Consider the following 25,193-nt stretch of genomic DNA (forward strand, 5'->3'; position numbering starts at 1 on the left):
ATGAATTATTATCAGTTATTATTGATCTGTGTGCTAGCGGGGTATGTGATCCTGCTAACAGGTAAATACTTTTTTAAGCGCAGGCGCAAAAACATCTTCAGCATGCTTATCGGAGATGTTCAAGCTTATGTAAGCTATCTTTTTGATGAGCACTGGCAGACTGACCTGGCATACCACGATCTGGATCATACCAGACTTGTGGTCAAAAGGACCCGGGAAATCGCTTCCAATTTTCGCCTGGATGACCTTCAGGAATTTATACTTTTCTCTGCCGCATGGTTTCATGACACCGGGCAGCTAACTGGGCCTCCTGCCGGCCATGAGCAGAGAAGCGTGAAGCTTATGGAGGAGTTTCTTAGTGAAAAGGGGGTTGACCAAGAGATCATTTCAGCTATTGGCCACTGTATCTTTTCCACCTCCATTCCGCATAGCCCTAAGAATATCCTTGAAGAAATTATCTGTGATGCGGATACCTATAACCTGGGCAATGAGGAATTTCTCATCACCGATGCAAAGGTTGCGAGCGAAATGCACAAAAGGGGAAATGAAGACCTAAGCAACTGGGATAAAAAAACACTTGCATTTCTATCTGCACACCGTTTTTTTACCCCTTATTGCAAGTCTAAGCTCTCTCAGGGAAAGCAAAATAATATCGATTTGGTGAGGGAACGCATAAAAAATAAATCAGACTAAAAAGAAGAAATGGATATGCAAAATGAATGCAATATACTTCTTAGGCTCTTATCGCATTTATCCTAGGAGGCATCATAGGGGGCTGACCGGGAAAGGTGTGGAAGAAATGCTGAAATAACTACTTATGCTGCGGTGTGGGTGCCGCCCTCTTTACCGCAATCGGTGAACATATGGGGGATACCTCCTCCTCATAATGGAATAGCAAACATTCTCGTTGGGACTGGTTTTCTCTGCGCAGGGATTGACCAATGCCGCCGCGATCTGGCGCACTGCAGGAATCGGCGTAGCCGCCAAGTTCAAATGTTTGTGATCGCCGTAGTCGCTGCCTGTGGAATTTATTTTCTGCTAAGCCACCACAAAAAAAATAGTATGTAAAATGGAAAAACAAAATGAAAAATGATAACGATCCCCATCTAATGGATGGCTAAACAGAAAAAAATGAAAATATTTAGCAACTTTTTATTAATGATAACTCTCCTGGTTCCCATATTATCCCTTGCCCAGGTTTCAGCCGATAGCCTAAAATCAGATACCGGTATGTCTGCAGAATACAAGAGTGAACACCGAAGTCAATTTAAGATCAGAATGTCCCCTTTTGCCGCGATTGCCTCCTCAGCGGGTATTGCTTACGGATTTGTAAAACTTGGCAACCATGGGCTGAGTGATCTGGACATCGCTGCACGTCACGAATTTGCCCTTGAACATCCTCACCGTAAATTCCGTGTGGATGACTATCTCCAATTTGCCCCCGGAGCGCTGGTTCTGGGTCTTAGTGCTGCAGGTCTGAAGGGACGAAACCGGACAATTGACCAGGCGGGGATTTACCTGTTGAGCAATATCATTCTTACCGTATCCTGTCAATCCCTGAAAAGGATTACCAAAGTACCAAGGCCAGATGGCTCGAGCAATGCCTTTCCCTCCGGACATACCGCGGAAGCGTTTGCTTCCGCTGAGTTTCTAAGCCAGGAATACGGAGCCAGGTCTTTGGCCTATCCCATCTCGGGTTATGCTGCCGCAGTTGCAACAGCCTATTACCGCATGTACAATAACAAACATTGGCTGAGTGATGTTGTTGCAGGGGCAGGTATAGGGTTCCTTTCAACGCGTGCATCATATTGGTTATATCCGAAAATAAAGAAACTCTTGAGCGCAAACGAAAATGGACGTTCTGTTTTGCTGCCCAGCTATGGTCATAATGCTGTTGGGGCAGCAATGATCTGTTACTTTTAAGTTTGGTGATAAATGCTGTTTGCTGTGGCCTCTCAGATATACATCGGGAAATCCTCTTTGGATTCCATCTAAAATAAGTGACAGAATTAAAAATAGGTTGATATACCGAACTGCACCGCTCCGGTTCTGGCAGGCGGGTTTCCAAGGATATCCTTCTGCCACTGTTTTCGGTAGGAAAACCTCAGCACGGTTTGTTGCCTTGGCCTGAAACTGATGCCGGGCATTACGCTGAAAAGCTCATCACCAATATTCCCGCCGGTCTCCCTAAACTTCCCTACATTCCAGTCCACATACTCTACCCTGCAGGCTAAACTTACAACAGAATGCTGCCAGCCCAGAATCGTTTTTTTGATCACAGGTTGGACAATATCTATATATCCCCCCATCTGACGGCTCCCGAACTGCTGGGAATAGGTGTCGGGAACATCGACTTTGATCCATGCCCACTCCGCGGTGATGAAGGTCTTAAGTTTGGGAAGTGTGGTGTTAAAGTCTATAGCAAAAACATTTAGCCTACGTTTGTCATCAATCACGATCCCGTCAGACTGCCATTTATTGTAAACACCTCCCATATAGGATAGGCCGAGTTCGCCTATATTGTTCTTTCGTACTGCAACCTTTCCCGTTAGAAGCGGCTGCCCGCTTGCAATTTCTTCAAACCTTTCCGGATTCCTTTTTGAGGCAGCCAGGGAGGTCCTGTTTTCAGGGTTTGCAATAATGGAATCGTCAAAGCTGCTTGTGGCATATAACTCGTAGCCCAGCATCCAGTCACCACTATAGTTCTTGCCATAAATCCCGAATCCTGCACTGCTCCAGGTTGCAGGCAGCATCTGTGTCATGGCGATCGGACGGTCGGTGAATTCCCATTTAGGACCGTCATGGTTCTGGTTGAATGCACCAATGGGATTTAATATCATTCCACCCCTTAAATTAAGCAAGGGGTGCAGTTCCAGATCCAGCGCAGCAAATTCAACCGCTATTTCTTTTTCAGCAGGTTCAAATTCAATCTCGGAAAGAAACTTGATGCGCTTGGAAATGGTTGAGGCTACAAATAGCGTCATCCTTCGGAACTGAAACTGCTGTCCTTCAGAGACGCCGTCGGTACCCTGATACTGCCAGTTGGCTTCCATATACCCGCCCACCGACACCGGAAGTTTTCCCACGGCAATAAAAGGCCGTTCATAAACTGCATCCATGTTGAGTGAGTTTTTTGCGGTATCACTGGGTTTGGCCCTTAAAAGTTTCGGGTCGATCTGGGCAAAAGCCATCTGACCGATACCAATAGATATGATTAGCGTAAAGAGTTTTTTCATACGGCCTTCAGTGAAATTTTGATCCTAGTTTTTTCTATGGTGATGGGGAAGGTTCTTAAGTTTGCTTCTGCCGGGCCATTGGTCATTCTGCCCTTATTGTCAAACTCGCTTCCGTGCGCCGGACATTGAAGCCTGTCTCCGAAAGCCTGGAGCTCAGTTCCCTGGTGTGTACACTGCATCCACAGTGCAGAATAATTCAGTTCGTCATGCCTATAGATACAGATGGGATATCGGAGCAGGTCATTGCTGACTACAATGTATCTTTTGAACTGGACATTTTTTCCCTGTCTGAGCTCAAAGTCCTTCATTTCTACTACAAGGTTATCCCCTGCAATCTCGCCCGTTGCCGGCACCAGGCTGCTGCATCCACTGATCAACGTGGTGATCCCAAGGCCTCCAAGGCAGGCCATTCCACAGCCTTTTATAAAATCTTTTCTTTTCATTTCTATAGTGATTCTAAAAATCTGAGCATCGCATTTTTTTCTGCCCCTGACAGCTGGTTGAACCTGTTGCGGCTTGCAGATGCCTCTCCTCCATGAAGGGTTACCGCCTCTTCGATGCTTTTTGCCCTTCCATCATGCAGCAGATGATAAGATCCCCCCTGTGAATTCATCGAAAGTCCCAGTCCCCATAGGGGCGGGGTCCTCCATTCGAAGGTCTTAGCCGATCCTTCCGTATAACCATCGTCCAGCCCAGGTCCCATATCATGGAGCAACAGGTCGGTATAGGGATGGAATTCTTTGTTGGACAGAGCGGCTACTGGAGAAAAACCTGTTTTTAGGGTAGGCTTGTGACAGCCTGAACAGTTAATCTTTTCGAACAGTTTCCTGCCAGTTTCAACTTCCGCATTCCCCGCATCGCGCTGCATGGGTGCTTTTAGCGTCTGTAGATAAAACACCACGTTATTCACTGTAAGTGTGGGGATTTCAGGGTCAATCACCATCCGCGTATAGGCATCCACAGGATCAAAGCTTGAAGTGATCCCGATATCCTGGTTGTAGGCATTCACAGTCTGGTGGAGCAGGTTATATGCTGCCGCCTTTTTTCCAAAACGATGGATATATTTTCCCTTCAGTACAATAGCATTGTTAATCGCCTGAACATATGTGGGAAGTATTGCGTAATTCGGGATACCAGAAATGCCGTCATTATCCAGATCCTGGGGGTCAGCCATAGCTAGTATATCTGCATCAGCTACCAGTTCGAGAAAGCCAAGGCCGGTATTGGCAGGCGGTGTAAATTTTGAAAAGCTGGCGCCTGCTGGGATTTGCTCAGGTTTGTACCCGGGAATAGCCCTGTTCTGCAGTTGTGGGCCTCCCTGGTCCAAAAATTTATTGCCTGTCTCATCGGTCTGCCCGAAACGGACCAGCGTAGTAAAGGGATGGCCTTTGCCGTCTCCAGCATGGCAGCTTCCGCAGCTGGTTGCAACAAAGCCAGGACCAAGGCCATTCGCAGGAGTAAATATCTCATTGTTAAAGGCCGCATCTCCCAAAGCGAACCGTCTTAGCTGTTCATAGCTGAGTCCCTCTACCGGCCCATCAAGAATTTCGTCCTCTTTTGGAGAAGAAGGGATTATCTTCTCACAGGCCACCATGAGAATAATCAGCCCAAAAAGTGAAAACAGGACAATGGGTGTTTTTTTCGACATGCTTATCTGATTTTTTTGTAAATCTAATAATAAAAATAGAAAAGGCTAAAAATAAATTTAGATTTATCTAAATTTATTTTTTGATTGATTTTAATGGGTGTCGAAATTATAATGCACGGCTCCCAAAAATTAGCTGCTTTTTTAACAAGAGCACGGACTGCAGTATTATAAACCGAAATAGTAATCATCTGTCGCTTTCAAATCAGGAACTTGACCGGATAGGATATTTTGTTGGCGGATGCTACGGTCTATCCTTCGTAAGCAGATGTAATAAGGGCAGGCAATTCAAACAGGTGCAGGAAGTTATTGCTTCGGTAGAAGCCGTTGTAACAAAATTTTATGATGGTGGAAACGCAGCGGCTGGTACGCGGGTACGTAAGACAATGCAGGACCTCAAGGTTTTAGCTCAGGAAATCAGGGCTGAAGTTACAGAGAAAAAGAACAGCGCAAAATAAACACGGGACTGTTTTGGGAAATAAGGCCACTGGTATGAATCAGTGGCTTTTTACGTTTATAGGGTTCGGCGTGCTCTGTTGTTTGGGCAACAGCCGGGCTATCCGCTCATACGCCTTCGGGCTTTAGGCGCTGGGCAGGTATCCGCTACTATCCCTGTTGCAAAGGAGGAATTTTAAATGATGTGTTGGATTGAGGCGAAAGGGTGTTGAACCTAGTAGTGTAATTAGTTGTGAATTAGTTTTTTGAGGTGTATTCAATTGGCCTTTGCCAAAACTGCCATTTGTTTCTTAGTGTATGCAGTTATTTATAATTTTGGTGAATTTTAATGTAAATCTAATTTAAACGAAATCAATTTATAATCTGATGAATAGTTTCTAGAACTTTTCTACTGGGGATTAGTCCGTGGAAATTCGACCCCTTCCAGCATTGTAAAGTTATAATTCTTCTTGTCGAAGCTTTAAAAAGTAGAGTTGAAGATGTAGATAGAAAAAATCACTTAGTTATGATTTTATCGCCTGTCAAAATAGGTGCTAGCTAGATAGTAATAGCTAATTTACTATCCAACAAAAACATTACTGCTTAAGAAAAGCCTGCTGATATTTAAGTGGTGTTTTATCGGTAATCTCCCTAAATTTGATTCTAATGTACGTTAATCACTTTCTTTTCGACTTTGCAAAGCGATCTATTTTATATAAGATTGCTTTGATTCTAACATATTTAGTGTTAAAAAATTCCATGAGGATTAGTTTTTTCGGAAAAACAGGTATATTAGTCTAAAACCAAATTACGCTTGAATCTCGAAACACCGAAAAAACATTACAGAATCCCGGATGAAAACCTCCGTTTTGAAAAAGTTATACCACCAAAGGGGGGGAAATCTTACAAAAGAAATGATCACGCTGATCATGCAAACTTTTTATTGCAAAGAAGCTCCGTGGTTAGAACATCTCTTGCTCAAAAGGAAGATTACCATTGGAGTAAACACTTATTTTTGAATATTAGATCGCCACAATCTACTGTTATTAAGAGTGAAAAAACTAAACTCAAAGCTTTGGGTTTTGAGATATTAAGCTTAAATAAGCTCCATAAAAATGTTTGTCTTGCAAAAATTTCGAAAGATAATTTTGACATCCTACAGGATAAGATAAAAAGATATGCAACTGATTTTGGCAACCCCGGGAAGACTAATCTAGCAATTTTAGATGATATAGAAGAGGTTGAGGCGGAGGATAAGCTATCTGGTTTAAAGAAATTACAAGATGATTTGACAGTTATTATATATCTGTATAATTCGTTAAGCCAAAAAGAAAGATTTGTTATTTTAAACCGTCTAGAGTCTGAATTTCAAAAATTATCGATAGAGACGGAAAGCCAAGTTTTTGCGAACGGCACCACTGCGTTGTCTTGCAAAGCAGATTATTCCGTTCTTGAGAATATTGCTAAATCTTATTCAACTGTAAATAAGGTTGAGCTAAACTCTTCATTTTTCATAAAGAGATCTTTACCTGCCTCCAAATTGCCAGGGATGCTGACAGTTAATCCTCCCATTTCTAATTCGATAGTCGCAATTATAGATTCAGGCATTGAATCTTCTTCTATTCCTTTTCGTAGTTTAGTTACTACTAATTTAAGGTATCTTCCGAAATCAGCAGTTGATGTTGACCAAGACCATGGAACTTTCGTAGCGAGTCGATGTCTGTATGGAGATGAAATTGATAGCTGCCTAAGCTCAAATGTACTTACGCCATATTGTAAAGTTATGGATGTGACAGTGTTTGGTAAAGATAAACTAGGAAGAAGCGTTGGCCCAGATGACTTTTCGCTTATGAACATAATTGGAGAAGTAGTTAAAAAGCATCATGCAGAAATCAAAGTTTATAATTTGTCCTTAGGTAAGCCAGAACCTATAAAAGATTTTGATTATTCGGAAGTTGCCAAGCAAATCGACTACTTATCAAAAATGTATGGGGTAATTTTTATTGTAGCATCGGGGAATATCGATGTACCATTAGGTGTATACCCCCATGATCACTTTGGTAACAATGGATCAAGGCTTGGTTCACCGGCGGAATCATTATTAGCAATTACTGTAGGGTCTATTGCCAAATATGACAACTTAAATTGTTTAGCAGTCAAAAATGAAATATCGCCATTTTCAAGGATCGGACCAGGTGCTGATGGTGGGCTAAAACCTGAAATTGTAACACATGGGGGGAATTTAGATAAGGGATACAAGGCGACTGCTCGAACCTCAAGCTATGGGATTAATAACACAGGTCATGAACTAGCAATTGACGTTGGAACCAGTTTTTCTGCACCACTTGTTTCGCAGTATGTTGTTCGTTTAATAGATGCGTTCCCTGAGGCGACTACGAATTTGATAAAGGCGTTGCTATATCATTTCGCTCAGAAACGTTCGATACCTAGTACGCTTATAAATCCTCACAATTTCTATACGGGTTTCGGTGAACCTGATATTGAACATTCTCTGATATCGGCACCAAATGCTTTTAGTTATTTTTTTGAAGGTGCAATTGATCAAACCAAATATCAGTATATCGGATTTCATATTCCTACAATTTTTAAAACTGACATTTCCACTAAACTGAAGGTTAAGGTGACAGTTGTGTTTGATCCTTCAGTAAATCCAATAAATGATTTAGAATATAGTATGGCTAGAATTAGTGCCACACTATTTAAGGCTCAAGGTACAGAGTTTAAGGAAATAAACGTAGATGCCGATCAAAAATATAATTTACCTTGGAATCCCATTCTTCAATTCGAAAAAGAATTCACTCGAGGTTTTTCATGTGGATATTGGGAACTTAGATTGCGGTTGTTCACTCGCGGTACATTAACCAATAAATATGTGCAGTATTTTGCCGTAATAATTGAAGTAATAGATTCAAATAATAAGGTTGATGTATATAAAGAAACTCTTAAGGAATTTGGTAATAAATACCAAATTGTGAGAAGCAAGGGTAATGCCGCTTAGACGATCTAGCTAGTCAGAACAAAACTAGTGCGTGATTTTATCATCTCGCCTTTCGGAAACATGAAAACAAATACATTGTAGCTGTTATCAAAGTAATGATAATCACAAGTAATATCTCCATCTCCCGATTCGATTACCAACTCACTTTTGGTCATTCTTCGATTTGATAGATAGTTCTGGACGAAGGGGACATCGTAATCAAAATTTGATTCCCATTCAATTTGACCTAGTTCTCTAGTAAATGACGGCGACTGAAAATAGTTTCTAAGTGAAAGATTTGCGGTTGAAAATGGGGATTTTGACTCTTTGTTTAATACAAGTAAGGCACATCTTTTCTTCGAGTGTTCAACATATCTCCTAATTGTCGCATGAAATGAACCACCAAATAATTTTTGCAATTGAAGGCAAGTTGCAAGTTCAAGCGGATATTCCCCAACCTTTTCATTAAATATCTGCACTTGAAATAACGCCGAAGAAGCAAAGTAATTGGCCTCAGATTCAAACATATCACTAATATCAGGATCTAAGGTTTCATCATCGTCCAAATATTTTAACATATTTCCTTGCCATCCACAAAGCTCATGTCCTGCTTCGTGCAATTTTACAAATTTTTGCTTTGAAACATGTTGATTCAAATCTAGGTAAATCACTTTTTCAGTACGATCTAAGACCCCTCTTACTTTAGCCAAACCTCTTTTGAGGGCTAGACCTTGCCTAAGGAAAAAATTGGACGGTGCTTTACTTAAATCAACAGAAGAGTCGACCCTTAATTCCGCATATTTAAGAATTTTATCAACGGGTGTAGGAAAAACCCCGAGTGATTTACTTTTATACAAAGCATCTAAAGCAATATTTTCAATGTCCGATTTTTTCTTATCACTTATCATTTTTTGTTTGATGTCGTAAAAATTTCAGGTATTCAATAATTTTGTCTCGTTCTTCGTCTGTTAAATCTCCCATAGCAGAAGAAAACGCAAAACTTCCTGTTTGAACAGTTGAATCTTTTTTCTTTTCCACTATTCCTGCAGTAACCATTAGATCATCAAAATTCATATTGAACAGCTCAGACAATCTATATAGTGTATTTGCAGAAGGCTTCTTTATTTTGTCGTTTTCTAACTGACTTAAATAGGCATTAGATATGCCTGACTGAATTTCGAGCTCTCTAAGTGAAATTTGTTTTAGCTCTCGTGCATCTTTCAGGATTTTTCCCAACGATTTGTTTACAGTTTCCATAGCAGTACAAAGTTAAGTAGACTTATTCTAATTAGCAAATGCTAATTTTAGTTATCATATGTATAGCAATATAAAAAATATCAAGCACATTATCAAGCAATTGATAAATAAATTTAATTATTATCAAGCATTGCTTGTTGTGTCAAGCAATTTTATTTATGTTTGTATCATTAAATCATATAGTTATGAAAGATACAGAAAAGGGGGCAGACCTTACAACTGCCAACAAAAGTTTATCTCTGATCATCGAAGACAAAAAATTTGAATGGAGTAAACAATACATTTCGGGCAGACAAGTAAGAGATCTTGTTAATGCCTCCGAGGAAGTTGAACTTTTCTTAGCTATTAAAAAGCCATGGGAAAACGAGTTGATCGGTGATGATGACGAAGTTGACTTGGCAAGACCGGGAATTGAAAATTTCTTTTTCAGGAATATACTTCTACTTACCATTAATGATAAGAAGTACAAGTGGTATGAACAGTATATAACTGGTAAACAGTTGAAGGATCTTGCAAAAATTCCATTAGAAGATGTGCTTTATTTGAGTATTAAAAAACCATGGGAAGATGAATTAATTGAAAATGAGGCAAATGTCGATCTTGCTAGACCTGGAATTGAGCATTTTTTTTCAAAGGAAATTGATAGGGAAGTCATAATCATCGTAAATGGTAAGCCAAAAACTTGGAACAAAAGAAAAATCTCTTTTGAGGAAGTTGTCTCACTTGCGGAAGGTAATGCCAATAGCGAGCAGAAAGCCTATACCGTTACTTATCTTAAGGGCCCAAAACAGAATCCCGAGGGTGAAATGGCTAAAGGTGATATTGTTTTTGTTACTGATAAAATGATCTTCAATGCAACACCAACTGATAAATCATAGTCCCGATCTGAAACGCCTCAGGGATGAGGGGTACGATCTAGAGGTTAAAGGTGGATACGTTTGTATCCACCATATCCCCTATGTAAATGCAGGAATGCAAGTGAAATACGGTAAGCTGATAAGTGCCCTTAGCCTTACTTCGCCTACTTCAATTTCAAAGCCTGCTGACCATACCGCATATTTTATGGGGGAAATGCCGTGCCATAAAAATGGTGTACCGTATACATCTATTGTGAATCATAGCCGAACCATCGTCTTAGTGGATGAGTATGTAGGTAATCACTATTTGTCTAGCAAGCCTGCTTGTGGTTTCTACAATGATTTTTATGATAAATTGACTAGGTACGCGGACCTAATTTCTGCACCAGCAAAATCAATTAATGAGAGCGCAACTGCAAGACCGTTTAATCCTTTTAGGGATGACATAGAAGATAGTACTTTCAATTATTTTGATACCAACGCAAGCAGGGCCAACATAGCTCAGGTGAATGCCAAGCTTATTGGACAGAAAATAGTGATTATTGGCATGGGTGGCACAGGCTCTTATATTCTTGACCAAGTTGCTAAAACCCCAGTAGCGGAGATACATATATATGATGCGGATGTTTTCTCGCAGCACAATGCCTTTCGTTCACCTGGTGCTCCATCTATAGAAGAATTGGACTTGAAAAAAAGCAAAGCAGAATATTTCGCAGAGATATACTTAAAGATGCATAAGGGTGTAACTCCTCATGTTGAATATATTACAGCGGAAAATGTTCAGCTATTAAAAGGTGCATCTTATGTTTTCATTTGCATAGATAACAACTCCGCGAGGAAATGCATTATCGATGAGCTCCTTAAGTTAAAGGTTTCTTTTATTGATGTAGGGCTTGGGGTTACCTTGGTAGATGACCAGCTAATAGGCATCGTAAGAACTACGACAGGAACTGAATTCAAAAATGATCATTTAGCCAGAAGAATTCCTGTAGAAGAAACTGAAGAGAATGAGTATGCTACAAACATTCAAATTGCAGACCTAAATGCACTTAATGCAATTCTGGCCGTGATTAAATGGAAAAAGATGAGTCAATTTTACCAAGATCTAGTGGAAGAACATCAAACAACTTATTCTGTTAACGTATCACAACTTTTAAATGGAGACACTGCAGCATATGTTTGTTGAATTTATCCCAGAGGAGGTTGAGGAAGGGATCTTATATATTACAATGGAGTATAGAACTGCTGTTCATAAATGTATCTGTGGCTGCGGGAACGAAGTAATTACACCTTTTTCTCCAACTGATTGGCATTTAAGGTTCTACGGTGATAGTGTTTCCATATTTCCATCAATAGGAAGTTGGAGCTTTCTATGTAGGTCGCATTATTGGATTACCAAAAATCGAATTGAACATGCCGGCAGTTGGGATGATAAGGAAATTCTGCAAGGAAGAAAAGTAGACAAAGAAAATAAACAGAAATTCTACAGTAATAAGCAAACAGGTACAACTGTTGAAAAGCTTGACACAAGAGTGATTGAGAAAAAGAAAAAATGGAATTTGAAAGATTTTTTTTCATTTCTCAGATTTAAGTAGAGGCTAAAAAAACGAAAGGAGGTATTTTAAAATGAGTAAGATAACAGTTAGAGTAAATAAAAGTGCCGTTACTGGCAGATTTGTGTCTAATGCACAAGTTAAACGTAGCCCAAAAACAACATATGTTCAAGCAGTTAAAAAATCAAAATAAAATGAGTAAAAATCAACATGTAGTACCTCACAACGGAAGTTGGGCGGTACGCGGTGCTGGAAATGAAAGAGTCACCAGAGTAGTTCCAACGCAATCTCAAGCACAGCAAATAGCTCGGGAGATTGCAATTAATCAAAGGTCTGAAGTAATTATACATCGACCAAACGGACAGATTAGAGACCGTAATTCGTACGGTAATGATCCTTATCCACCAAAAGGATAATCTATGGTTTTGATTATTTAAAGCCATAACAATTTATTTTGTTATGGCTTTTGTTTATAATATATAACTTTAATGTATGCAGGATCCAAATACGGAAGCGCAAAAAGGAGATATTCTTTGGAGCGACAATAATTTGAACAAGAGTGGTAGAAGAGCGCATTATATGGTATTCATCAAACCTTATGACTCGCATTATTTTGTTGGGGCAATGATAACACATTCAAAGCGATTTAATAATGTTCAATTAGAGGAAAAGCATTTTCAAAAAACAGATGCCAAAGGTTGTGCGTTCAAAGTGTATTTTGATAATAGCTTAGTTGTAGGAAATCCTCTTTTTAAAAATCTTGACTGGAAGCCATTTGAAAAAGTTGGTCAATTAACGGAGATTGGAATAGCATTTATAGAAAATGAAATTTTGAAATTTGCACCAGAATTTTATGCGGATAATTCAAGGTAATGTTAAATATTCAATAATGGCTAGCTCTATGCAGCTTCGTTGAATATTAGATGATTTTGAAATAAAATAACAGACTAATCATCAGTTCATGATTTTTGTAGGTTTTATGAGAGTGTTATAGTCCCTTAACGTTTGGTATTTGTCAAGGTATTTAAATGTTTGGGGTGGTGTAAATTTGGGATGGATGCTTTTGATGGCACTAAGCAATATCTCCGCATCCAGACGGATAACATCGCCTATCTCAATTCCTATTGCAAACTCACTACTTTTATAGTAATCGTCGAATTCAGTTTTGGAAATTCCTAAGGCACCTTTGTGGTCTGCCCACATTGCTTTAGGCGACGTTTTTAGGATTTTTTTTACCGTGGCAATGGCAGTTACTGCCTTTTTTGGCTGTGTTGTATAAATGATAACTATATCGCCTGCTTTTACCTTAGGCATTGACTTTCGCAGTTCAATCGTCTTATGACCAGAGAGGATTTCTGTGACATATTTTTCTTTAATTGAAATTAAAAGCAGTTTATTCATGATTATAATCGATCCCTTTTCCCAAGGCGTAAATTTCCATAAAGGTACTGTTTTTTATCCTTAACGGCGATTGGAAGTTGTTGTCAGACTCATTTGCCTGGAAAAGTATTTGTTTTAGCTGGGTTAAAGCAATTGGTTGATCGAAAGCTTCTGAGTCAGAAAAACGCAGGATTTTAATAGGTTTATTCGCATCATTTTTAGCTAATGGCAAAATATGCTTCTCCCAGGAATAAATTCCATATCGTTCATGCTTTTTGAAAAGCTGTTTAGCCGGGCCTACGATTACCTCGTCAAGATAAGATGAACAAACAACAGCCTTCTGTCGGGAGGAAAATTTGCTGGCACTGGAATACCATAATATCCTTGCCGGAAATTTCTCGACATCAGGCGCAATGTTCCGGTAATAAACATTTTCCTTACTCCAGATAAGTTTCGGTTCTACTCCCCAAAGCTCACCTTTTGCAGCTTTTGTATCAAAAAGTTCCCTGGCAAAATGGGGTTTAATAGGCACGATAAAACAAGGAATATCAGCTTCTTTAATTTTCAGTGGCCATAACAATTTCTCTAGTGAAAACATGTTAAGATAGTAATCAAGTGCATTTGCAGATCCTATCTTTTTTATTAATTCACTAAGTGGTGGGATTGTATTGCTAATATCAGATAGCTCATTCCCGATTTTGTCCAATGAATAAATACCCTGGCCCATGGCCCTGATCCATTTTGAATCCACTTCAAAAAAACTGAAATTAAGGAGGATCTGTTTTTCATTTGGGGTCAAATGTTCATCTGTTATAGCCAGAAACTGTTTATTTTTAGCTAGGGTTAATTTTAACAGGTCAGTAATGTTCTGCATGAAAATAGTCTGCCGAAGTCTATACTGTTTTGTTCTCAATAGCGATACCTCCAAAAATTTATCTCCATCAGTATAAGCGAAGAAAGCCACGTTTTCGTTTTTTTCTTTTATCACGGTAACGCCGCCATTTTGGTGTGCAAGTGCGTTAGTTACTCGCTGATTAAAAATGGTTTTCTTTTCGCCGGTTTGGTTACTTAAAAATACATTTTCAAGAGATTCCCTTTCAGAAGGGACAAGTTTTCCTATAGTGAAATTATTGCCTGAAAGCTTGTCCGGGTAATAATCAATAGAATTTAGGGTTAAGTCTATTTCTGACACGAAATCTATTGGACGGACAATGCTGATGCCAAATTGTTCCAGTACATCTTTGCGATGCATCAGTATACCTTCATCTAAGGTAACAAAATATGGAAAGCCAGATAGGATAGCCTCGGTAATCTGTCTCCTATCAGATTGGTCATTATCCGTTCTGCCCTTGTATATTTTTAACAGCTCGCTTTCAAATTCCGGCATTATGCTTTTATCTATATTAAGCTCCTGGAAGTGCTTTAAAAAAGCCTTGCTGCGATTACGACGCTCTGTATTTTGGTCACGGAAGATTTCGTTTGTCGTCTCGCTGGTTCTAAAGTATTCTACTTCCGAGGCCAACCAATCACTTTGAAGCGCCAGTATTTCCTGCTTGGTGCGTTCATCAAGATCCGGTTCCATCATTTTTGCTATGATGTTGAAGTCTAAAACAGCATTAACCTTGTCGGTTGTAATGGCCGAAAATAGATCTAAGGTGCCGAAACTATACCACCATGTAATTAAATGGACACTTTGGTCACTGCCCCTACTAGGTAGCTGGCCCTTTGGTGTAAAACCGTAACGTGTCCAGAATGCAATAGCGTTTTTATAATCTGTACGGCAGTTAAGGCGTATCCCCCTGGACTGATTCCGAAAATTTTCCACAAGTTTATTGATCAGAAGATCTGATATTCCCTTGCCCCGGTGTTTTCTGTCGATGCATAAATGAACAATGCTAAGGCATTGGGTTTTCTGGGTAAACCTGAACTGTAAATAACCTTCGACCTTATTCTGAGATATAGATACCAGTATCCACCTTTTTTTTATGGCCTGAATAAAAGCTCCCCTTGACATAAACCCAAGCGTTGCTCTATCAAGACCCCATAATTTGTCGATCTCGTCTAGGTGATCGAGCGTTGCAATTTTAATTTCTGAAAGCATAACTTAGATTGGCAATTGGCTAATTTAATAAAAAATGGGAAGATGCAACTTCTGTGTGCTTTGATCTTTAAAATAATACGTATTTATCATATCCGTCTGGTCCTCGCCACACAGCGGGTAAAATTTAGACTAGCTAATGAATCTTTAGCAGAAAGAGATGAGGTTTTTCAGAATGATCCGCTAAATACTCCATTTTGCTCTTATAACTTTTTTAAGATCAAAAGTTATCAGCAATTTAATTTTTAAGTAAATACTTAAAAAAAATGCTTTAATATCAGTTTCTTCTGCGAAACATCGCTTATAATTACTGATTTTTTTAGTATTTCGAAATATATTATTTTAAATCATACAACTACTAAACTTATATTCTTAAAAGGTTCAGGTTCAATAAAAGTTCCTGTTGTGATTTAATGAGCAAAAAATTATAATCTGATCCTGGCCTGAATCGGGTCAGTTTTAAAATCTAACAGGAGATCTGTTTCAACGAAACGGATAAAAAGGCCGTGAATTTCGGGCGCTCCATTCTCTGCGAGCGCATAATGTTTTGGCTATGCCAAAACACCCTTCGGGACTTATAGCTCTTCGTTCTCTTTACACCCGTTTTTCCGGACTTTCTTTTTTTCCGTTTTTTCTTTTGAAAAGATTTTTTGGAAAAGGGAAAGAAATAGGAAAATGTAAAACTTAAATTTTTGATCATGGAAATTACAGGAAGATTAACAGCAGATGCAAGGGTAAAGACTGTTAGCGGAGAAAGAAAAGTAGTGAACTTTTCGATTGCAATCAATGACAGCTACCGCAGCGGTGGGGAACAGAAAAAAGTGGTCACTTTTTTTGACTGTGCTTATTGGCTTAACACAGGTATTGCCGAATATCTCAAAAAGGGAGGATGGGTGCAGTTGTATGGCAGGGCAGGTGCAAATGCTTACATAGGGAGTAACGGAGAAGCCAAAGCATCACTAACGTTTCACACATCAGAAGTAAAACTATTAGGTAGTACTATAGGAAACACAATTGATCGAGGGGAAAATGCACGGACTGATTTTAATAAAGGAAAATCAAATGGTTCTGCTAGCAGTAGAGGGCAACAGGAGAAATCAGCAGCTAACAAAGTTGACACATTCAATGGCCTTGACGGTGACTTACCCTTTTAATCTTCGATCAAAAATCAATCACTTTTTTTAATTAAAATTTTTAATCATGGCACATAACCTAAATTACAACAGCAGAACAGGAAACCACAGTTTTTTTTCGGTAAAGGAAAAGGCATGGCATGGGTTGGGTAAAATAGTGGAATCTTATCCCACCTCTGCCGAGGCGCTGAAATTTGCAGGGCTTGATTACTCGGTGGAGAAGCGCCCATTGTTTACCGTGGATTCAAAAAATCTCATTTCCTATCAGAACTCGGATTCAGATATAAGTCTCAATGGCTTTATGCCCGAAATCTTAGTGCCGAATTTTTATTCTACAGTACGGACAGATACAGAGGAAGTCCTCGGAGTGGTGGGCAGGGATTATAAAGTAGTTCAGAATACCGAGGCATTTTCTTTCTTCGATAGCATTGTTGGGGGAGGCGAGGGTATCCTTTATGAAACCGCAGGGGCTTTGGGAAAAGGTGAGCGAATTTTTATCACCGCCAAACTGCCCTCCTATATCAAAGTGGGCAAAGATGATCTTATTGAACAATATTTATTTCTCACCACCTCTCACGATGGGTTCGGAAGCATTACAGCTGCCTTTACCCCTGTAAGAATTGTATGCAATAACACGCTTAATGCTGCCATAAAAAACTCAAGCAGTTCAATCCGAATCCGTCATTCTTCGGGTGCAAACGACCGTTTAAAACAGGCACACACGCTTATGGGTATTTCGGGCAGAATAGGTGATGAAATGGAGCAGATTTTCAACCATTGGGCAAAGGTGCGTATCACCGATACAGACCTTAAAAAACTGGTACAGGTTGCAATGGCTCCAAATAGAGAGGTTTTGGACAAACTGCAAAGGGGATTACTGGATGAAGCTTCGAGTGTTTATAAAAATATTGTGGATGACGTTTACAGCTATGCGATGAGCGCACCATCACAGCTGATCGATACCGCCAAAGGCACCCTTTTCGGGGCATATAATGCCGTGACGGGCTATTATCAGAATGCCCGAAAATTCAAGGACAGCGAGGCGAAATTTAAATCCATCATTGAGGGAACAGCAAAGCAGAGGGGACAGTCAGCCTTTGACCTTTGCCTTGACCTTGGGAAAAACGGCAATGTAGACTTTCAGTTAAATTAAATCATCGGGAGCGGTTCTTCCGCTCCCATAAAAAACACTTATCATGAGCATATTGACAGAAAAAACAGAACGAAGGGTGCTTGCGGAAATCGCACAGACTTTAAAGCATTTTGAAAATCTTACCCTTATGGGTATTTCAGCAGGGGATGCAGTACGTATCCGTCATGCAGAAAATATTATCAGGGATGTAATCGGGCAGAACGGTTACCATACTATTTCACGGAGCAGGGGCATAGCCCTGCGTAAAGACAAGGGGGGCAGATCATGAGGACTAATTTTTTTCAGGCCATACAACGCCTGCATGGTACAGGAGTATGGATATTCAACGTAAGCTTTTCAACAGAAAACGAAGTGGTGGTTTCGGTTGTGGTAAAAGATGGGGGAAATAGAGACGATAAAAACCCACTCCCGCCGATGGTCTACAGGGGAACTCCGCAGGAGATTGATGAGGGGATTTTCGATGCCCTTGTTCACCCAATTGAAGAAACAAAGAACCTCTTCGCCAACCTTACTGCCTACAATAAAGGGCTTGAGGATGCAAAGGCCAAGATTATGGTAAAACCGAAGATCGAAAAATCTGCCGATAAAAAGGGGGCAACTGAAAGTATACACGAGTCAACCGAAGATAGGCCAAAATTTGAGGACATCCTGTCGGAAATCAACAAACTCAATGCAGGCTGTAAGTATTCGGAAGCCCTCGCCCTGCTCCCTGCTGTAGAAAGTTTCCCCGAAAAAAAGGCGGAGATCGAGAAATTGAGGAAAGAATTGGAATGGAAAAGCAAACAGCTGACCTTATTGTAAACGCATAAAAATAATGTTATGATGACAGCAACGATATTGCCAAGGGTATTTGTTCTTAAAGCTAGGGAACAGGACATCCGTTTATCCGACCCCTCGGGAGCATTCAGCCCCGAGCAGGTCATGGATTTTTACTCGGGAACTTACCCGATCTTGACAACTGCAAAAATTGAAGGCCCCGAAATAACTGGTGACGAAATGCAATATAGATTTATCACCACACTCGGCACCAAGGGATAATTATGAAAAGGAGGATAAAATGTTTCAGAACTACACCACACTCCAAAGCTTACTACCTGCACCAACAGCTAGCAGGCTTTGCGCAGAACCTAGACCGCACGCCCGATCTATCGGATATAAAAAACAATCCGAAAAAGCCTGCACCCCCGAGTTTAACGGAAATGGTTTTTTAAACCACCATTTCTTACCTGTACTTAAAAGCTACCCCCATGAACTGAAAAATTGGAGGAAATTTGAAAAGGATTTTTTTCAGTCCGCTAAAAATCTGTGTGCCTTATATGGCATTGCAATAGATTACCATAATCAAAGTCCATATCCGCAAAATATAGCATTGGCATTCGCTGAACTGAACAAAAAAATAGCCTTATTGGATGATAGCCTTTTCCTTAAGATTATATCCATCGAGGAAAGCCTTGCATGTTTAACTACAGTTAAGCAGTTTGATACAGGGATGACCCTTTTTTATCTGCCAGTTGAACCGCTCAATACTCTACTGGCAAATAAAGCCCGAAAGGAAACGGCTGAACTGCTGTTATCGGTCTGCGCATATCTTTATCAGATAGGAGGAGTTCCCTATCATGAAGAAGATAGCAGCTATCTATATTATATCTACGATAATGTAACAGAGTGGAGCAGCGAACCAGAGTATTTCGAAGAATTAGGTCAACAGGAAGTCTATCTTAATGAGATTTTGCAGAGCCGTAAAAACGGGTTAAAGTTGTTGGAAAGGCTCAAAAATCCGGTGAATTTAAAAACCTTGAAAAAAAGGCAAGAGCAGTTCATTCCCAAAACCAATGCAGAAATCACACTTCACCGCATTGCCCAAAGGGTATGTACACTGATGAATGATTACCCTAACCGCTCAATAATGGACAGTATTTATGGTGATCAGTTTTGTAAGGGTAATGATGGGGAAAACATAATCATGGCCGACCAGTATATCTCCTTTATGTGGAGTAATTCTGATCATTTATACGATCAAATTATTGAATGTGTCAATGCAGAACTTAACGAGTTTGATTCTATCGATGAACCGTTAAGCGTTCAGTTTTTCGATTTGCAGCAGGATCGGCCTGTTCACGACCTTTCTTTTGAAAAGGAGTTCTTTGATCTTTTAAATGAAATATCCGATAATCTAAATGACTTTCACAATGAAAAATATAACACCACTTCTTGATCAGATTTTTATGCCTTATAAAGCGTTGCTGTTCTACTCGTCACAGGCCGAAGGCAGTCATTATGTAGAGAGTTATGATATGGACAGCTTAGGCAGACCAATAAATGCCCATCCGTTGTCAATAAAGGAGAGTAGGCAACTATCGGAATCACTTAAAAAAAGTGATAAAGAAAAACATACTGCTTTTTTACAGCCCGAGGGGCTTATTCCCCAGAACATTCTTTACTTCAGTTCCGCAGGAGACGGTTGTGCAGTTTGGTTTACTCCAAGGTGCAGTCAGCATCTACTTTTTAAAAAGGAACTTGGCATCGGTGACGGAGAAGCCATGTTGCCGCCCCTTTTGTGGAGGGCTACCAAAAATCATTTGTGGGTTTGGGCGTTGGGCAAAGAAAACAGACCTGATTTATCTGCACCGTTATACTTCGCCCCCTTTTTCAATTGTTACATAGATGGAAGGGTATGTATGGGCAATGTGGACATCAATGTGCCAAAGGACTGTAGATTGGAGCGGTTTATGGCGGAGTGGGAAAAGTATTTTTTCGGATCTGCTTTTAGCCATCTATTAGAGCAGGTTTCACCGGTAAAAGGTAACATCGTGCAGCTATGGAAAAGGCAGGTTGGCAAAGTCACAGATTTTCCTGTTTCAATACTCAAAAAAAATGGCAGAAAACTTAAAGATATCCTATCATGAATGGCATAAAAAAACGGGTACACATTGTTTACCCTTACCTCTTAAATCCTACCAATCCTATTTCAGTTAACCTGATCGGTGCAGGAGGAAGTGGCAGTCAGATGCTTACCGCCCTTGCAAGGATCAACCATGCTCTAAATATGCTTGGGCATGCAGGGCTGAATGTTTATGTATTTGACCATGATACAGTTCAGCGAGCCAATCTCGCAAGACAGCTTTTTACCGAAAATGAGATAGGATTGAATAAAGGAGTTGCACTCATCAACCGTGTTAACCGTTTTTTTGGGACGGATTGGAAGGCTATGCCCTACAGGTATAATACCAGCACGGCGAAAAAACGTTTGGCTAATATTACCGTTTCTTGCGTTGATACTATTGGGGCCAGGATTGAAATAGAAGAAAGTCTCCATTCGGGGAAAGAACACCACATTGATCGTGATTCCGCTATTTATCTGCTTGATCTTGGTAATGGCAGGGATTCGGGACAGGCTGTGCTATCCACCGTTGGAGAAATTAAGCAAGCTAAATCTTTAACTTTCGAGACAGTTGAAATGCTACCTTCTATGGTAAATGAGTATAAAGCAATGTTAGAGAATGGAGAAGAACTGGATAATCAACCAAGCTGCTCTTTAGCCGAAGCCCTTGGAAAGCAGGATCTTTTTATAAATTCTGCACTCGTGAATATGGCCGCATCTCTTCTGTGGCAGATGCTAAGGGTGGGCATCATAGAAAACAGAGGGTTTTTTCTCAGTTTGGGAGGTTTCAGATCACAGCCTATAGCGGTATAAACTCATTCCAAATCGTCCGGCGGCGGGCTACGCCCGCCCGTTTTTCGGCAGCTGTTTTTGCCCCCGCACATTTCAAGGCTAAACAGACTGCCGCGTCAAAAAAATCAGTTTACCTGTGATACACATAATAGTGACATTTGTTGGCCGTTGGTTTTTTGGATGAAATGTTTAGTTTTGGTCCTGGAATCAATTCCGAAAGATAAAACAATTAACAGTGAGGTCTTTGACCGCAAAAAAAGAAAAGTAATGGATAAATTCAAAAAAGTACAGGAAGTGATCGCTTCAGTTGAGGCTGATGTTGCGAAATTTTATGACAATGGAAATGCAGCTGCCGGTACACGGGTACGCAAAGCAATGCAGGACTTAAAGGTTTTAGCTCAGGATATCAGAGCTGAAGTAACAGAAAAGAAAAATAGCGAAAAATAAACAATAACTGTTTTGGGATAAAAACTACTGATCAGCATCAGTGGTTTTTTTGTTTAGTTAATAAAATCCTTCTTTGTGATATTTAAAATATTGCCAATTTTAGATCATAACCCAGCACGATAATTTGTGAAAATTAGAAATGCAATAGAATGTGGGAAAGCATAATATCATAAAGGATAATTGTAACCCACTTTCTTCTTGGAATATTCGTAGGCATGGTTCTTGTCAGCCATGGCAAGCTCATCATAATATTTATTCGCAGCTAACTTATATGTGTTGAACAGCTTTTTTCTTGATGCAATTTGTGTGGCACTGAACATCCAGCTTTCATCCCCACTAAACCTGAAACAAAGTTCGCTATAAATCTGTGCACGTAAGAGTTTCGCACGTGAATCAAGTATTTTTTCTTTGATTGCCAGCTCAATCATATCTTTTGCTATTGTCAGATTCTCTAAAGTTCCCTTAGTCCTTTGCGCGGGTGCAGCAAGCATCTGGTTATAACTATAATATAACAGTGATCGGTAGAGGAGGGCGGTTGTGTCTTTTGGTGATTTTTTCAGAACCTTATCAAGACTATCGGTAACAGGATTATATTTTCCTTTTGGTGGTGCCAGGATAAGCCCATCTTCGACCGTCCGCAAGGTAAAGTTAATTACCCGGGTTGCGGGCAATTGCGCACTTGCAAAAAATGGAAGCAAAAATAAAACGGTGGGTATGATATATTTTTTCATGGTGTGGTGTTTTTAAATGTATTATTGACTGATGGCGGTTCCTGATAAATCAATCTAATAGGGGAGCGATAATCCGTACATCAAATATCCCTTCAGAAGTGCTGTATTCCATTGATGCCTTACTACCATAGATCAGTTTAAGCCGCTGTCTGATATTATCCAGTCCCTTATTCATACTTTGTGACGTCTTTTTTCTATTGAGAAGATTTCTAGAAGTAATTACGATCTGGTCATTTATCAGGCCGATATCAAGATTGGCCGGATTTTCAGGGTCCTGAAAAATACCATGTTTAAAGATATTTTCTACCAGCGTGACGAGCACCAGTGGAATAAAATTCTTGGATACCAACTCCGCAGGATAAGTCACATTTATACATATATCATTTTCAAACCGGGTTTGGTGCAATATAATCAGCCTGTCTATCTGTTCCAGTTCATCCTTTAAAGGGACGGTCTGCTCACTGAACTCACAATTAATGCTGTAACGCATAATATCGGAAAGCTGCATAACCGCTTCTGCCGATTTCGGCAATTTACCATAAACGTCCTGATAGATAAAATTTAAGACATTGAACAGTAGATGGGGATTGATCTGCGCTTTAAGGTATGCGTTTTTCGCGTTTGCCAGTTCTATCTGAAGTTCGCGTTCGGAAAGAATGCTCTGGTAGTATTCCGTTTCCGTTTTCTTACGAGCCTCTATCTCTTTTAGATGTACAAGAAAGAGGTAATAAAATCCTGCTGCTCCCATAAAGATCAGCGATCTCCATAGCTGGCTGAAAATATACGGTTTACCTATGCTTATTTCGTGATAACTGTACCAAGTGGTTTCTTTCAGAAGATACGTGTCTATGCCATAGCTCGTAAATAGGTAGAAAAAATAGACGGCCCCCAAAAAAGTTGGCAGCTTCCATATCCAATTATTTCTAACCTGAAAAATCCGGGGATACAGCCATAGCGCACATAGATAGAATAAGCCTATGTTCTGTATATAATGATAGATATAACTCTTGGCATCCCCGAATATTCCAGTAGCCAACCCGATTATACCTGTCTCGGCACTGATGAAAAGTGCCCAGATCAGAAAGTGGATTTTATACCTGGATAGTAAAATCGTAAAGTGCTTCATCACGGCCATAATATAATTTGGTAAAACCTCTAATACTGCTGGTGTAATAACTTCTTTCAAGCTTTAAAACACGGCTAGTTTCATAAAAAAAAAGCTATGAAACGCACCGAAAAGCGGCTGAAGAAAAAAACAGTTTTTGTCTTTAGCTCGGCAGGGAACCGAAATTCCCATGGTACTGATCCGACTACATCAAGTATCCTCATTACTATTACTGGAGGCATCGCAGATGCAAACCGTTAATTGATCAATCTTGCTAAATCCGGCCGGTAAGCAAAGTTTTTTCTTCAAGAAATTTTATGAGACCTTTTTTATAGGTTTCGCCCATTTGAACCTGATGGCCCTGTCCAAGGTTTATCGTATTTCCAACAATTTTCTGGATCTTTCTTGCATTGATTATATGTGATCGGTGGACCCTATAAAACAGATCTTTGCTGAATATTTTTTCAACATCCTTCAATGTCAGATAAACCAGTTGTTCGGTTTTAGAAGTTACCATTGTGACATAATTTTTAGCACCTTCAAAATACAGGATATCCTGCTTTTTCAGCCGTGTCAATTTTCCTTTTTCGCCAGTTTTATAAAATTTGATGTTCTTTCCTGGGAGATTCTTAGCGGAAAGTTCGTTTTCCATCACTCCAACAACTATTTGGGTGAATTTGGCTAGTTTGATAGGTTTCAATAAATAGTGTGTAGCCCTAACTTCGAAAGCTTCAAGAGATCGGTCAAATGCACTGGTGAAAATTATCGACCTGACCTTAGGTTTTAGCTCGAGAGCCAGTTCCAGTCCAGTAAGATAGGGCATTTCAATATCTAGAAATATGATGTCGATCTCATCTTCGGCACTAATACCTGATAATGCTTCTAGAGGGTTGTTGAATGTTTTGACCAGTTCAAGATTGGGAATAGAACTGATATAAGTGGTGAGTAGCAAAATGGCATGGCGTTCATCATCAATGATGACGCATCTGATTTTGTTTTTCATAAGCGGTAGTTTGGGATGGTTTAGTATTTATTTCATTTTTCTATTTTCTTTTAGAAGTTAGTAATAAGGATAGTTCTAGAGCTTAGGTGATGACTATTTTATTGTGTTAAATTTTTTAAACTTATCTAAAATTTTATCTTCGATTTGCTGTTGAATAATATTTTGGATAATATTTGGATCTATTTGAATTGCGTATGCTAATACGTTTAGATGAAGTATTGAAAACTGTTCCGGATTAACCAATTTTGTATGGTAGGCACTATAGTTTAATCCTAAAAGTTTTGAAACTTTAGTTGGGCTATAATTTACAAGCTGGTACATAGTGGAAATTGAACCAGAAATGAACATTGACCTGATTGATATAAAATCGGGATCCATTTTATCTAATTCAATACTTTCTTTCCAAATAGTCATTCAAACGCCTTTTGTACTAAAATCATAAAACATTATATGATGATCATCTAATAAGTATGTTTCGTAAGTAAAAAT

29 protein-coding genes are annotated in these 25,193 nt (G+C 39.6%); 18 read left to right on the plus strand and 11 right to left on the minus strand.

The genetic code is table 11. The features are described 5' to 3' along the window. Together ACK1I8_RS00575 and ACK1I8_RS00580 are read left to right on the plus strand one after the other, a co-directional pair. Positions 1–693 carry an HD domain-containing protein gene (locus tag ACK1I8_RS00575; RefSeq protein ID WP_412467451.1) on the plus strand — a complete coding sequence of 231 codons (693 nt, stop codon included), beginning with the start codon at positions 1–3 and terminating at the stop codon, positions 691–693. A 438-nt stretch (positions 694–1,131) separates the two neighbouring features. Next, entirely contained in the window at positions 1,132–1,923 is a 792-nt protein-coding gene (locus ACK1I8_RS00580; RefSeq protein WP_412467452.1) for a phosphatase PAP2 family protein, read from the plus strand. An 86-nt stretch (positions 1,924–2,009) separates the two neighbouring features. On the opposite strand, the gene ACK1I8_RS00585 is transcribed toward ACK1I8_RS00580, so the two are convergent. The 3 genes from ACK1I8_RS00585 to ACK1I8_RS00595 are packed head-to-tail and all read right to left on the minus strand — an operon-like array spanning position 2,010 to position 4,884. Further along, positions 2,010–3,236 (minus strand): hypothetical protein, encoded by a 1,227-nt coding sequence (locus tag ACK1I8_RS00585; protein WP_412467453.1) that lies wholly within the window; start codon positions 3,234–3,236, stop codon positions 2,010–2,012. After that, positions 3,233–3,679, minus strand: a complete 447-nt coding sequence (locus ACK1I8_RS00590) for a ubiquinol-cytochrome c reductase iron-sulfur subunit (RefSeq protein ID WP_090985871.1) — start codon at positions 3,677–3,679, stop codon at positions 3,233–3,235. The genes ACK1I8_RS00585 and ACK1I8_RS00590 overlap by 4 nt, the downstream gene beginning before the upstream one ends. A 2-nt stretch (positions 3,680–3,681) precedes the next feature. Beyond that, positions 3,682–4,884 (minus strand): di-heme oxidoredictase family protein, encoded by a 1,203-nt coding sequence (locus ACK1I8_RS00595; protein ID WP_412467454.1) that lies wholly within the window; start codon positions 4,882–4,884, stop codon positions 3,682–3,684. A 293-nt stretch (positions 4,885–5,177) separates the two neighbouring features. Here ACK1I8_RS00595 and ACK1I8_RS00600 point away from each other — a divergent pair, with 293 nt between their 5' ends. Together ACK1I8_RS00600 and ACK1I8_RS00605 are read left to right on the plus strand one after the other, a co-directional pair. Continuing rightward, complete coding sequence (locus ACK1I8_RS00600; protein WP_412467455.1) at positions 5,178–5,339, plus strand: histone H1; 162 nt, start codon at positions 5,178–5,180, stop codon at positions 5,337–5,339. Positions 5,340–6,130: 791 nt separating this feature from the next. Further along, positions 6,131–8,335 (plus strand): S8 family peptidase, encoded by a 2,205-nt coding sequence (locus ACK1I8_RS00605; RefSeq protein WP_412467456.1) that lies wholly within the window; start codon positions 6,131–6,133, stop codon positions 8,333–8,335. Positions 8,336–8,340: 5 nt separating this feature from the next. Here ACK1I8_RS00605 and ACK1I8_RS00610 read toward each other — a convergent pair whose 3' ends face one another. Further along, positions 8,341–9,222 (minus strand): ImmA/IrrE family metallo-endopeptidase, encoded by an 882-nt coding sequence (locus ACK1I8_RS00610; protein ID WP_412467457.1) that lies wholly within the window; start codon positions 9,220–9,222, stop codon positions 8,341–8,343. Next, positions 9,212–9,571, minus strand: a complete 360-nt coding sequence (locus tag ACK1I8_RS00615; protein ID WP_412467458.1) for a helix-turn-helix domain-containing protein — start codon at positions 9,569–9,571, stop codon at positions 9,212–9,214. The genes ACK1I8_RS00610 and ACK1I8_RS00615 overlap by 11 nt, the downstream gene beginning before the upstream one ends. A 185-nt stretch (positions 9,572–9,756) precedes the next feature. On the opposite strand from ACK1I8_RS00615, the gene ACK1I8_RS00620 reads away from it, so the two are divergent. The 5 genes from ACK1I8_RS00620 (at position 9,757) to ACK1I8_RS00640 (ending at position 12,854) form a co-directional block, all read left to right on the plus strand. Then, positions 9,757–10,449 (plus strand): multiubiquitin domain-containing protein, encoded by a 693-nt coding sequence (locus ACK1I8_RS00620; RefSeq protein WP_412467459.1) that lies wholly within the window; start codon positions 9,757–9,759, stop codon positions 10,447–10,449. Beyond that, positions 10,424–11,614 (plus strand): ThiF family adenylyltransferase, encoded by a 1,191-nt coding sequence (locus ACK1I8_RS00625; protein ID WP_412467460.1) that lies wholly within the window; start codon positions 10,424–10,426, stop codon positions 11,612–11,614. Before ACK1I8_RS00620 ends, ACK1I8_RS00625 begins: the two co-directional genes overlap by 26 nt. Further along, positions 11,586–12,023, plus strand: coding sequence for a DUF6527 family protein (locus ACK1I8_RS00630; protein ID WP_412467461.1), 438 nt, complete (start codon positions 11,586–11,588; stop codon positions 12,021–12,023). The genes ACK1I8_RS00625 and ACK1I8_RS00630 overlap by 29 nt, the downstream gene beginning before the upstream one ends. Positions 12,024–12,175: 152 nt before the next feature. Further along, positions 12,176–12,397 carry a DUF2188 domain-containing protein gene (locus ACK1I8_RS00635; RefSeq protein WP_412469339.1) on the plus strand — a complete coding sequence of 74 codons (222 nt, stop codon included), beginning with the start codon at positions 12,176–12,178 and terminating at the stop codon, positions 12,395–12,397. A gap of 76 nt (positions 12,398–12,473) precedes the next feature. Then, entirely contained in the window at positions 12,474–12,854 is a 381-nt protein-coding gene (locus ACK1I8_RS00640) for a hypothetical protein (protein WP_412467462.1), read from the plus strand. Positions 12,855–12,935: 81 nt separating this feature from the next. Here ACK1I8_RS00640 and ACK1I8_RS00645 read toward each other — a convergent pair whose 3' ends face one another. Further along, positions 12,936–13,382 (minus strand): ASCH domain-containing protein, encoded by a 447-nt coding sequence (locus tag ACK1I8_RS00645; protein ID WP_412467463.1) that lies wholly within the window; start codon positions 13,380–13,382, stop codon positions 12,936–12,938. Continuing rightward, positions 13,375–15,462, minus strand: coding sequence for a GNAT family N-acetyltransferase (locus tag ACK1I8_RS00650; RefSeq protein ID WP_412467464.1), 2,088 nt, complete (start codon positions 15,460–15,462; stop codon positions 13,375–13,377). The genes ACK1I8_RS00645 and ACK1I8_RS00650 overlap by 8 nt, the downstream gene beginning before the upstream one ends. Before the next feature lie 695 nt (positions 15,463–16,157). Here ACK1I8_RS00650 and ACK1I8_RS00655 point away from each other — a divergent pair. The 9 genes from ACK1I8_RS00655 (at position 16,158) to ACK1I8_RS00695 (ending at position 21,865) form a co-directional block, all read left to right on the plus strand. Next, positions 16,158–16,613, plus strand: coding sequence for a single-stranded DNA-binding protein (locus tag ACK1I8_RS00655; RefSeq protein WP_412467465.1), 456 nt, complete (start codon positions 16,158–16,160; stop codon positions 16,611–16,613). Positions 16,614–16,659: 46 nt separating this feature from the next. After that, entirely contained in the window at positions 16,660–17,745 is a 1,086-nt protein-coding gene (locus tag ACK1I8_RS00660) for a DUF932 domain-containing protein (protein WP_412467466.1), read from the plus strand. Between the two features lie 43 nt (positions 17,746–17,788). Continuing rightward, entirely contained in the window at positions 17,789–18,013 is a 225-nt protein-coding gene (locus ACK1I8_RS00665) for a hypothetical protein (RefSeq protein WP_412467467.1), read from the plus strand. Beyond that, positions 18,010–18,546, plus strand: a complete 537-nt coding sequence (locus tag ACK1I8_RS00670) for a PRTRC system protein E (protein WP_412467468.1) — start codon at positions 18,010–18,012, stop codon at positions 18,544–18,546. The genes ACK1I8_RS00665 and ACK1I8_RS00670 overlap by 4 nt, the downstream gene beginning before the upstream one ends. Positions 18,547–18,564: 18 nt before the next feature. Continuing rightward, on the plus strand, positions 18,565–18,783 hold the full coding sequence (locus tag ACK1I8_RS00675; RefSeq protein WP_090985829.1) for a PRTRC system protein C: 219 nt from the start codon (positions 18,565–18,567) through the stop codon (positions 18,781–18,783). Between the two features lie 19 nt (positions 18,784–18,802). Then, on the plus strand, positions 18,803–19,960 hold the full coding sequence (locus ACK1I8_RS00680) for a hypothetical protein (RefSeq protein ID WP_412467469.1): 1,158 nt from the start codon (positions 18,803–18,805) through the stop codon (positions 19,958–19,960). Continuing rightward, a complete protein-coding gene (locus ACK1I8_RS00685) occupies positions 19,935–20,651 on the plus strand; it encodes a PRTRC system protein B (protein ID WP_412467470.1) in 717 nt (238 codons plus the stop codon). Before ACK1I8_RS00680 ends, ACK1I8_RS00685 begins: the two co-directional genes overlap by 26 nt. Continuing rightward, complete coding sequence (locus ACK1I8_RS00690) at positions 20,648–21,439, plus strand: PRTRC system ThiF family protein (protein ID WP_412467471.1); 792 nt, start codon at positions 20,648–20,650, stop codon at positions 21,437–21,439. The genes ACK1I8_RS00685 and ACK1I8_RS00690 overlap by 4 nt, the downstream gene beginning before the upstream one ends. 246 nt (positions 21,440–21,685) lie before the next feature. Further along, positions 21,686–21,865, plus strand: a complete 180-nt coding sequence (locus tag ACK1I8_RS00695) for a histone H1 (RefSeq protein WP_412467472.1) — start codon at positions 21,686–21,688, stop codon at positions 21,863–21,865. Positions 21,866–22,032: 167 nt separating this feature from the next. Here the strand turns inward: ACK1I8_RS00695 and ACK1I8_RS00700 are convergent, their stop codons facing one another. From ACK1I8_RS00700 to ACK1I8_RS00715, 4 genes are all read right to left on the minus strand, one after another. Then, positions 22,033–22,596, minus strand: coding sequence for a hypothetical protein (locus ACK1I8_RS00700; protein WP_412467473.1), 564 nt, complete (start codon positions 22,594–22,596; stop codon positions 22,033–22,035). Positions 22,597–22,645: 49 nt separating this feature from the next. Continuing rightward, a complete protein-coding gene (locus ACK1I8_RS00705) occupies positions 22,646–23,782 on the minus strand; it encodes a sensor histidine kinase (protein ID WP_412467474.1) in 1,137 nt (378 codons plus the stop codon). Between the two features lie 193 nt (positions 23,783–23,975). Further along, positions 23,976–24,704, minus strand: a complete 729-nt coding sequence (locus ACK1I8_RS00710) for a LytR/AlgR family response regulator transcription factor (protein ID WP_412467475.1) — start codon at positions 24,702–24,704, stop codon at positions 23,976–23,978. A 93-nt stretch (positions 24,705–24,797) separates the two neighbouring features. Continuing rightward, positions 24,798–25,118 (minus strand): hypothetical protein, encoded by a 321-nt coding sequence (locus ACK1I8_RS00715; protein ID WP_412467476.1) that lies wholly within the window; start codon positions 25,116–25,118, stop codon positions 24,798–24,800. Positions 25,119–25,193 lie beyond the last annotated feature (75 nt).

The sequence above is a fragment of the Pedobacter sp. KLB.chiD genome (genome assembly GCF_047040275.1).
Classification (GTDB): Bacteria; Bacteroidota; Bacteroidia; order Sphingobacteriales; family Sphingobacteriaceae; genus Pedobacter.

Coding starts and splice junctions, on each gene's coding strand:
- ACK1I8_RS00595 (WP_412467454.1), bottom strand. CDS start 4,884: ATGTCGAAAAAAACACCCATTGTCCTGTTTTCACTTTTTGGGCTGATT.
- ACK1I8_RS00620 (WP_412467459.1), top strand. CDS start 9,757: ATGAAAGATACAGAAAAGGGGGCAGACCTTACAACTGCCAACAAAAGT.
- ACK1I8_RS00670 (WP_412467468.1), top strand. CDS start 18,010: ATGAGGACTAATTTTTTTCAGGCCATACAACGCCTGCATGGTACAGGA.
- ACK1I8_RS00700 (WP_412467473.1), bottom strand. CDS start 22,596: ATGAAAAAATATATCATACCCACCGTTTTATTTTTGCTTCCATTTTTT.
- ACK1I8_RS00715 (WP_412467476.1), bottom strand. CDS start 25,118: ATGACTATTTGGAAAGAAAGTATTGAATTAGATAAAATGGATCCCGAT.
- ACK1I8_RS00630 (WP_412467461.1), top strand. CDS start 11,586: ATGGAGACACTGCAGCATATGTTTGTTGAATTTATCCCAGAGGAGGTT.
- ACK1I8_RS00710 (WP_412467475.1), bottom strand. CDS start 24,704: ATGAAAAACAAAATCAGATGCGTCATCATTGATGATGAACGCCATGCC.
- ACK1I8_RS00625 (WP_412467460.1), top strand. CDS start 10,424: ATGCAACACCAACTGATAAATCATAGTCCCGATCTGAAACGCCTCAGG.
- ACK1I8_RS00635 (WP_412469339.1), top strand. CDS start 12,176: ATGAGTAAAAATCAACATGTAGTACCTCACAACGGAAGTTGGGCGGTA.
- ACK1I8_RS00690 (WP_412467471.1), top strand. CDS start 20,648: ATGAATGGCATAAAAAAACGGGTACACATTGTTTACCCTTACCTCTTA.
- ACK1I8_RS00685 (WP_412467470.1), top strand. CDS start 19,935: ATGAAAAATATAACACCACTTCTTGATCAGATTTTTATGCCTTATAAA.
- ACK1I8_RS00650 (WP_412467464.1), bottom strand. CDS start 15,462: ATGCTTTCAGAAATTAAAATTGCAACGCTCGATCACCTAGACGAGATC.
- ACK1I8_RS00590 (WP_090985871.1), bottom strand. CDS start 3,679: ATGAAAAGAAAAGATTTTATAAAAGGCTGTGGAATGGCCTGCCTTGGA.
- ACK1I8_RS00660 (WP_412467466.1), top strand. CDS start 16,660: ATGGCACATAACCTAAATTACAACAGCAGAACAGGAAACCACAGTTTT.
- ACK1I8_RS00645 (WP_412467463.1), bottom strand. CDS start 13,382: ATGAATAAACTGCTTTTAATTTCAATTAAAGAAAAATATGTCACAGAA.
- ACK1I8_RS00680 (WP_412467469.1), top strand. CDS start 18,803: ATGTTTCAGAACTACACCACACTCCAAAGCTTACTACCTGCACCAACA.
- ACK1I8_RS00575 (WP_412467451.1), top strand. CDS start 1: ATGAATTATTATCAGTTATTATTGATCTGTGTGCTAGCGGGGTATGTG.
- ACK1I8_RS00695 (WP_412467472.1), top strand. CDS start 21,686: ATGGATAAATTCAAAAAAGTACAGGAAGTGATCGCTTCAGTTGAGGCT.
- ACK1I8_RS00675 (WP_090985829.1), top strand. CDS start 18,565: ATGATGACAGCAACGATATTGCCAAGGGTATTTGTTCTTAAAGCTAGG.
- ACK1I8_RS00585 (WP_412467453.1), bottom strand. CDS start 3,236: ATGAAAAAACTCTTTACGCTAATCATATCTATTGGTATCGGTCAGATG.
- ACK1I8_RS00610 (WP_412467457.1), bottom strand. CDS start 9,222: ATGATAAGTGATAAGAAAAAATCGGACATTGAAAATATTGCTTTAGAT.
- ACK1I8_RS00665 (WP_412467467.1), top strand. CDS start 17,789: ATGAGCATATTGACAGAAAAAACAGAACGAAGGGTGCTTGCGGAAATC.
- ACK1I8_RS00580 (WP_412467452.1), top strand. CDS start 1,132: ATGAAAATATTTAGCAACTTTTTATTAATGATAACTCTCCTGGTTCCC.
- ACK1I8_RS00655 (WP_412467465.1), top strand. CDS start 16,158: ATGGAAATTACAGGAAGATTAACAGCAGATGCAAGGGTAAAGACTGTT.
- ACK1I8_RS00640 (WP_412467462.1), top strand. CDS start 12,474: ATGCAGGATCCAAATACGGAAGCGCAAAAAGGAGATATTCTTTGGAGC.
- ACK1I8_RS00615 (WP_412467458.1), bottom strand. CDS start 9,571: ATGGAAACTGTAAACAAATCGTTGGGAAAAATCCTGAAAGATGCACGA.